The sequence below is a fragment of the Planctomycetia bacterium genome (genome assembly GCA_034440135.1).
Taxonomy (GTDB): Bacteria; Planctomycetota; Planctomycetia; order Pirellulales; family JALHLM01; genus JALHLM01.
Genome location: JAWXBP010000487.1, coordinates 1 through 7,595, shown reverse-complemented (window position 1 = coordinate 7,595; position 7,595 = coordinate 1). Strand labels below are relative to the sequence as shown.

Here is a 7,595-nt window from a genome sequence, read left to right as displayed (position 1 = left end):
CTCTTGGCGGATTCTCAGGAACGCGTTCGCGTCGCCGAGCGCCGGCTCACGGAAATCGACAACGAACTCGTCTCGTTACGCGGCAAGCTTGTGGACGAAGCGGAGGTGACGCGCGCCCTGGCCGACTTCGACAAGTTGTGGGAGACCCTAGCGCCGCGGGAGCAGTCCCGTGTGCTGGAACTGCTCGTCGAACGGGTTGACTACGATGGCGAGCATGGCCGTATCTCGCTGACGTTCCACCCCGCCGGTATCAAGTCGCTGACCCATGAACTCGCCAGCCACCAGGAGGACGCCGCATGAACTGCCGCCTTACCGTCACCCGTGAATTTCACGTGAGTCGTCGGCGTTGTGGCCAGAAGCAGCTCCGCAACGGTTCCGCAGAAGAGACGCCAGGCGGCCGAATCCCGCGCATCGCCCGGTTGATGGCGCTGGCGATCCGTTGCGAGAAGCTGATTCGTGACGGCGTCGTGGCGGACCAGTCGGAACTAGCCCGTTTCGGCCACATCACCACTGCCCGCATGACGCAAATCATGGCGCTCTTAAATCTGGCCCCCGACCTTCAGGAACAGATTCTGCACTTACCACGAACCGACCACGGCCGCGATCCCGTCAAGGAGACCGACGTTCGCCCGATCGCCACCACGCTCGATTGGCGGAAGCAGCGGCGCATGTGGGCCATGCTTCAGCAGAGACGTCGTGAGGACGAAGCCAGTTCGCGGTAGGTTGTCTCCGCCACGCGAACGCAACGAGGTTGCTAATAAGCAAGGGTCTTCTAAACCGAGAGCGCGAGAGTTCGCGAGCCATTTCTCGGCGGGACGGAGCGAACCCTCGCCTACAACGCTCCCCGCGAGAAAACCGAGAGCGCCGAGTCATCGCCGCCGTCGTCGCAAACTCTTTCGCAGACTACGGATAACTCGCGACCTACGTTAGCCCCGCTTCGCGTCCCGAGAGCTAACCTCCGTGTCGCACTGAGTTCGCAAGAGTTAATGAGTACGCCCGACAGGATTCGAACCTGTAACCCTCGGTTCCGAAGACCGATGCGCTATCCAGTTGCGCCACGGGCGCAAATGCCTTGTTTTAGGCACTTGTTTGCCACTTTCCGCCGAGTTGCTATCATGCTAGCGACACCCGTTGCGACACCCGGCGAAGGAAACTGGCATGAGCAATCATACCAAATCGGCGAAGCCTGCCAAACCGCATCCCGACTACCCGTTGTTCCCACACGGGAACGGGCAGTGGGCGAAAAAAGTACGAGGCAAGCTTTGCTTCTTTGGCGTCTGGCGTGACGCCGACGCCGCGTTGTCCCTCTGGAACAAGCAGAAGGATTATCTTCTGGAGGGACGGCGGCCGCCCGCCAACCTCGACGGCGCTACGGTCCGCGATCTAGCGAATCGGTTCTTGTCTGCCAAGCAACGACTGGTCGACACCGGCGAATTGACGCATCGCAGCTTTGTCGACTATTTCGCCACCTGCGGCGCAGTGTTGTCGTTTGTCGGCAAAAGCCGACTACTGGACGACATCCAACCGGAAGACTTTGAAAAGCTACGCGAGCACCTGGCCAAAGGTCGCGGCCCCGTCAGCTTGGGAAACAACATCCAGCGCGTGCGATCGCTGTTCAAATACGCCTTTGAGAATCGGTTGGTCGATCGACCGATGTTGTTCGGCAGCGAATTTAAGAAGCCTAGCCGCAAGGCGATTCGACAGCAGCGTGCCAAGCGCGGCGTGATGATGTTTGAGGCGCACGAGATTCAACGAATGCTCAAGACGGCGTCACCGCACCTGGAAGCCATGATCCTGCTTGGCGTGAATGCCGGACTCGGCAATTCGGATATCGGGAACCTGCCGCTTTCGGCGTTGGACCTGACCACCGGCTGGTTGACGTTCCCCCGACCTAAGACTGGCATCGAGCGTCGCGTACCACTATGGGCGGAGACGGTCAGTGCGATTCGCGAATCATTGGAGCATCGGCCGGAACCCAAGGTGGCGGAAGTCAAGGAACTGGTATTCGTCACGAAACGCGGACAAAGTTGGTTCCGCGTGAAGCCGGGCAATCCGCTTTCGCAGGAATTCAAGAAGCTACTCGACGAACTCGGGCTGTATCGACCCGGCAGAAACTTCTACGCGCTGCGCCACGTGGCCGAAACGATCGGCGGCGAGCCCAGGGACCAAGTCGCGGTGAACGCGATCATGGGGCACGTCGATAGCACGATGGCGGGGCATTACCGCGAGCGCATCAGCGACGAACGCTTACGCGCCGTGACGGATCACGTTCGCGAGTGGCTGTTCGGTAAGTCGACGAAGAAGGCGAAATAAGTATAATTACGACCGGTTAGGTGTTGGAAAAGGCATTAGGACACTGCCTGCAAACGCTTTTGCCCATGAAAATGAGGGCCACCGCATGCCTCAGGATTTGATGGAGACAGAGCAAGCACTAACAGAACTTGCGACCGCCTATCAGTTTTCACTAACCGTTTTTCGGCGGCACATGTATTTGTGCCCCGGTGAGTTTGACGAGGAAGGAATGAAGGAGTTGACCGACGCTTTGCGAAGGTGGGCACAGGCGCAGGAATTCACCGTAAAAGATGCTCAAAAAAGGTTGCTTCGAACTGGTATCGAAGTGCCAGACCGATGGCTCTTGAACGCAGTTCCGACAATCAGATTTGGCGAAGGGAAATCACCTCATGGGCATGAGTCGACTCGATGGTGCTTTGTGCAGGGCGTGGATGTGCATTCGTTGAACACTGCGGTGCGCGAGCTTCGTCAAAGTGCCACGCGAGTTTCAGCTGGCGCCACGTTACCGCCCGCCTTGACCTCACCGACTTCAAACAACCTGGCGCCGGTGGCGCGATTGTTCGGCTGGCCCTCGATATTGGATGCCGTCAAGCAGCCGAACGAGAACAAGGAATTGGTCCGAAAGCTGAACAGCGAGTTCGAAGGCCCAATAAAATTGGGCGGCCGCGGCAGTAGACCTTCGGTGGTCAAGCAAGGCTTAGTTCAATGGTGGAATACGTTGGAGTCTAGGATGGCCGAGCTCGACGCCAAGAAGCAAAACAAAGGCGCGACTCTCTCAGCCCAGTATAAGCATGGGCGTGACGGGGAGGTGATGGCTCCCGAAATCCGAGGCTCGGTAAAAAAGGGACGTCGGAAGCGGTGAGCTTACCGTTTCAATTCGGAAAAATGCCAAAAGTTCAATAAAGGTCTGGAAAGGTCCTTTGAATTCGCGCAATTGCGTTGATCCCCATGAGTTTATGGGGAGAAACACAATATGTTGCTTTTGGGGATCGAGATCGACAAGCGGCTTTCTTGGCCGTTGGGGCGTTCCGAGCGGCTGGCCAAGCGCCGGAAGCTCCCTCACGTTGTCTTGCCAGACGGCAGCGTCCGCTTCGATTGGCACGTCGTTGAGGCGACGTTGCGTCAGGTACCCGCTGCGACCTCCACAGAGCATGGGGCCGCGCCGTGCAACTGACCAAGCGCAAGTTCACACCGCCGGAAGTCGCCAGGTTGTTTGGCGTGGAGCCGGGCAAGATTATCGCTTGGATCCGCACCGGTGAACTCCGAGCCATCAACGGGGCCACTAAGCGGGGGCAGCGCCCCCGTTATTTGATCGATGTCGCGGACATTGAAGCGTTTGAGCGATCTCGCCAAGTCATTCCGGTTCCGGCCGCTTCTCCTCGCCGGAAACGCTCGACCGAAAACGTCGTTGAGTTTTTCAAATAGGCCTGGGCGTATTCGAGCACTCCGCCCAAAGGCCGGAGTGAGCCCCTTGGTAGGCGAAGCATCATGAAGTCAACCCGTTCTGCCGAACGGCCCCCCGTCGTCGCGGTGCCGTCGGTCGCGAACACGACGGAACTCAATTATGGGTCTACCCCAAAAAGCGCCCGAGGCGGTCGAAGGTAAGCATCTCCAGTCTCTGCGACACCATCCTGGAGCTGGTCGAGGCGGAACGGCCGATGACCGTGCGCCAAATTTACTACCAACTGGTTACGAGAGGCACCATTGCCAAGACGGAGGCCGAGTACAAAACGACGGTCTATAGGCTGCTGGCGGAGATGCGGCGCCGCGGCCAAATGCCGTATCACTGGATCGCTGACAACACCCGCTGGCAGCGAAAGCCTCGCACCTATTCGTCCATGCAGGAAATGCTCCGCATCACGCAGCAAACCTACCGACGCGCTATCTGGGACAGCCAAGAAGTGGATGTGGAAGTCTGGCTGGAGAAGGACGCATTGGCCGGCGTACTGCTAGACGTGACGGTCGAGTGGGACGTTCCCCTGATGGTCACGCGCGGCTATCCATCGCTCACTTTCTTGCATTCTTCGGCGGAGAGCATGGCCGAACACAAGCCAACCTATATCTACTACTTCGGTGATCAAGATCCGAGCGGAGTCGACATTCCGCGAAAGGTGGAACGCGACCTGAGCGCCTTCGCGCCGGCCGCGGAGATTCATTTCGAGCGTGAAGCCGTCACCGAGCAACAGATCGATGAATTCGACCTGCCGACCAGGCCAACCAAGACGAGTGGCAGCCGCTCAAAGTCGTTCGTCGGCGAGTCAGTCGAAGTCGATGCTATTCTGCCGAGGGAACCGCGGAACATCGTTCATAGCTGCATCGTGGAGCATATCGACAATCGCGCCTTGACGCAGCTTCGCCACGTAGAGGCCGCCGAGCGGCAAACGCTCGATTCAATGATTGCGGGATTGGAGGTCGCCGAATGAGCACCTACGATGAATTCGACCAAGAATTCTACCCCTACGCAGAACTGCCACCTCAGCAAAGTCATGATCTGGTTCGCCTTGCAGACCATCCCGAGCGTCTTCACCAGATGTTGCGCGACGTTGCCGAGTATGTCGAGAAATACGGCGGCGGCGAAGAGGTGCGTGCGCAAGCGGGATATGCGATGCGCATGCCGGTTGAATTGTTGGAAGAACTCTTGGACTACTATCGCCAGATCCGCATTCAACAGCTGCTCCAGGACGTCAAGCAATATAAGCGGCTGATGTACAACGCCCAAACGGAGCTGCGCACGTACCTGGACCTGCGGGGGCCGGCAGAAGAAGGAGGCCACGAATGACGCCCCTAAACGGAAACGCGACGCTTGTCGCCACGCCAGAGTGGCTCAAGGTTAATGGCGATGGCCTTCCCGCTGAATTGAAGAGCCTCAAACAGTGGGTGGCGTGGGAAGCGCGCCCAGGCAATGCCGGCGCAAAGCCTCGCAAAGTGCCTGTGGATCCCGTCAATCGCCGAAATGCAAGTTGTGACGACCCCAATAGCTGGAATCGCTTCGTGCATTGCTGGCAATCATACCTGGAGCGGTTCCCGGGGCTGGCCGGAATCGGTTTTCAGTTTTCCGCTGATGACGCGTACGCTGGCATCGACCTCGACAAGTGCCGCGACGCTGCAACGGGCGAATTGCACCCGACGGCGCAACGCGTCCTGGCTGCTATCCCGAGCTATGCCGAGGTGTCTCCATCCGGCACCGGCGTGAAGTTGATCGTCAAAGGCAAACTGCCCGAGGGCATCAAGCACAAGGCCGCGGTGGATGGAATCGAAATTGAAACCTACGATCAGGGGCGATACTTCGCCTTGACAGGCCACGTCGTTGACGCCGAGCACGCCGAGATTATCGAAGCTCAGCAGGCACTCGACGCGATCGTTCAACAGATTCAGAACGCGCATGGTGCGAAAGCGCCGTCACAACAAGCAAAAACTCCCGGCACGGGGAGTGATGACCGCTTTCGCCAGGCCATGAAGCGTGCAATCAGCATCAAGGTGATGGAGGAAAACGACGGATCGCGGCGGTTGCTGAAGGTCTGTTGCATCGCAGTGGAGTTGGACTTGAGCGACAGCGAGGCGACGCGACTCGTGGGCGAAATCCATCGACTGGCCCCATTCCCGGCTGAGTTCAAAGAGGCTGAAGTCATGAAACGATTGCGCGCAGCCGAGACGAAGACGAAGCGAGGAAAGAGCTTGGGGGACCAGTTTGCGCAGCCTGCCGGGGAGCCGTGCACGGTAACAGACGGTCGCCCCCAAATCATTGTCACGACCGAAGAGCACGTAGCTACTGAGCGTGCCGTTGCGGCCTTGGGAAACGCAACAGAGGTCTATCAGCGCGGTGGAACCCTTGTACATGTGGTTCGTGACGACTGTCTTCCGAGTTTTCTGAGCCGCCCCAAAGACTCACCGCGAATTGTTTCGCTGCCGTTGCCGCGGTTGCGTGAGATTCTTTCTCGCGAGGCCGCTTGGTTTACCTACAACCGCAAAGGTGAGATGAAGCCGAGCCGCGTTGATGGAGAGTGCGTCAAACAAGCGGCTGCTCGTGGATCATGGCCCGGCATTCGTCGGTTGGAAGGCATTACTGAAGCGCCGATGCTTCGGCCAGACGGAAGCGTCGTCACCGCGCCAGGCTACGATCGGGCGACTGGGTTGCTTTTTGTCCCAAACCTGGCCATGCCCTTGATCAAGCCAGAACCTAGCCGTGACGACGCACAGGCCGCTGCGCAAGAGCTGTTGGATGTGGTGTGCGACTTTCATTTTGCCAGTGAAGCACACAAATCCGGCTGGCTCGCCAGCGTCTTGACGCCGTTTGCGCGCCACGCGTTTGAGGGTTGCGTACCGCTGTTCATGATCGACAAGAATGTGCGAGGTGCCGGCGGGGGGCTGTTGGCGAATACGATCGGCATCATCACTACTGGTCGCGACATGGCCGCTATGCCCGCCGCCACAGACGACTCGGAATGGAGAAAAAGAATCACCTCGATCGCTGTTGAAGCTCTGCCAATGGTATTGATCGACAATATTGCGGGGCGATTTGGCTGGCCCAGTCTCGATGCCGCGCTCACCAGCACGATTTGGTCGGACCGGTTGCTGAAGGAAAACAAGAACGCTAAAGCTCGGCTGCAGACGATTTGGTATGCCACCGCCAATAACGTCGCCCTTCAGGCGGATACAGCTCGCCGGTGCCTGCATATCCGCATTGAGACAGACTTAGAACGACCCGAGCAGCGTACCGACTTTGTCCATGCGGACTTAAAGGCCCACGTGCGCCGGATTCGAGGCGATTTAGTACGAGCAGCGCTCACCATCCTGCGGGCCTACTTCGTCGCTGGCTGCCCGGAAATGCAATTGGTTGAGTGGGGATCCTTCGAGCAGTGGTCAAGGCTGATCCGTGGGGCAATCACTTGGCTTGGATTGGCGGACCCCGGCACCACCCGATTGGAGTTGGCGAAGCAGTCAGACGTCGAGGCGAACGCCGCCGCAAACTTGATTCATGCATGGCTGCGCGCCTATGCCAGCGCCTCGAAATCGACTGCCGAGGTACTGCACAACGTGCATCAATCGGAGGACGCTGAGTTCCGTGAACTGCGGGATGCGCTCTGCGAATTCATGCGTTGCAAGGCCGATGACCTGCCCACGGCAACCTCGTTCAGCATGAAGTTACACCATATGCGGCAACGAGTTATCGACGGTTGCCGCTTCGAGTCCGAGAATGACTCGACTATTGACCCCTGCGCTGCCAATGTCCGCCGTCACAACTTTAGCTCGGCGGCTTGGAAGAAGGAGCGTTTGAGGGGTTGATCGTGGTATTGCTGGCGGAG

General features: G+C 58.5%; 9 protein-coding genes and 1 tRNA gene. 8 read left to right on the top strand and 2 right to left on the bottom strand.

Annotated elements, in window-relative coordinates; all coding sequences use genetic code 11:
* Both SGJ19_27740 and SGJ19_27735 read left to right on the top strand, forming a co-directional pair.
* Positions 1 to 300 (top strand): recombinase family protein (locus SGJ19_27740; protein ID MDZ4784058.1); only part of this gene is annotated, 300 nt, incomplete at its 5' end.
* A complete protein-coding gene (locus SGJ19_27735; GenBank protein MDZ4784057.1) occupies positions 297 to 722 on the top strand; it encodes a hypothetical protein in 426 nt (141 codons plus the stop codon). The genes SGJ19_27740 and SGJ19_27735, both read left to right, overlap by 4 nt.
* A gap of 269 nt (positions 723 to 991) precedes the next feature.
* On the opposite strand, the gene SGJ19_27730 is transcribed toward SGJ19_27735, so the two are convergent.
* Positions 992 to 1,065, bottom strand: a tRNA-Arg gene (locus SGJ19_27730).
* A 93-nt stretch (positions 1,066 to 1,158) separates the two neighbouring features.
* On the opposite strand from SGJ19_27730, the gene SGJ19_27725 reads away from it, so the two are divergent.
* The 5 genes from SGJ19_27725 to SGJ19_27705 all read left to right on the top strand — a co-directional run bounded on the left by SGJ19_27725 (position 1,159) and on the right by SGJ19_27705 (position 5,071).
* Positions 1,159 to 2,313: a tyrosine-type recombinase/integrase gene (locus SGJ19_27725; GenBank protein MDZ4784056.1), complete on the top strand. Its 1,155-nt coding sequence runs from the start codon at positions 1,159 to 1,161 to the stop codon at positions 2,311 to 2,313.
* A gap of 85 nt (positions 2,314 to 2,398) precedes the next feature.
* Positions 2,399 to 3,154, top strand: a complete 756-nt coding sequence (locus SGJ19_27720) for a hypothetical protein (GenBank protein MDZ4784055.1) — start codon at positions 2,399 to 2,401, stop codon at positions 3,152 to 3,154.
* A 302-nt stretch (positions 3,155 to 3,456) separates the two neighbouring features.
* A complete protein-coding gene (locus SGJ19_27715; GenBank protein MDZ4784054.1) occupies positions 3,457 to 3,717 on the top strand; it encodes a helix-turn-helix domain-containing protein in 261 nt (86 codons plus the stop codon).
* Positions 3,718 to 3,950: 233 nt separating this feature from the next.
* Positions 3,951 to 4,715, top strand: a complete 765-nt coding sequence (locus tag SGJ19_27710) for a hypothetical protein (protein ID MDZ4784053.1) — start codon at positions 3,951 to 3,953, stop codon at positions 4,713 to 4,715.
* Entirely contained in the window at positions 4,712 to 5,071 is a 360-nt protein-coding gene (locus SGJ19_27705) for a hypothetical protein (GenBank protein ID MDZ4784052.1), read from the top strand. Before SGJ19_27710 ends, SGJ19_27705 begins: the two co-directional genes overlap by 4 nt.
* 227 nt (positions 5,072 to 5,298) lie before the next feature.
* Here SGJ19_27705 and SGJ19_27700 read toward each other — a convergent pair whose 3' ends face one another.
* Entirely contained in the window at positions 5,299 to 5,676 is a 378-nt protein-coding gene (locus SGJ19_27700) for a hypothetical protein (protein ID MDZ4784051.1), read from the bottom strand.
* Between the two features lie 159 nt (positions 5,677 to 5,835).
* On the opposite strand from SGJ19_27700, the gene SGJ19_27695 reads away from it, so the two are divergent.
* Positions 5,836 to 7,575 (top strand): hypothetical protein, encoded by a 1,740-nt coding sequence (locus SGJ19_27695; GenBank protein MDZ4784050.1) that lies wholly within the window; start codon positions 5,836 to 5,838, stop codon positions 7,573 to 7,575.
* The last annotated feature ends 20 nt before the right edge of the window (positions 7,576 to 7,595 follow it).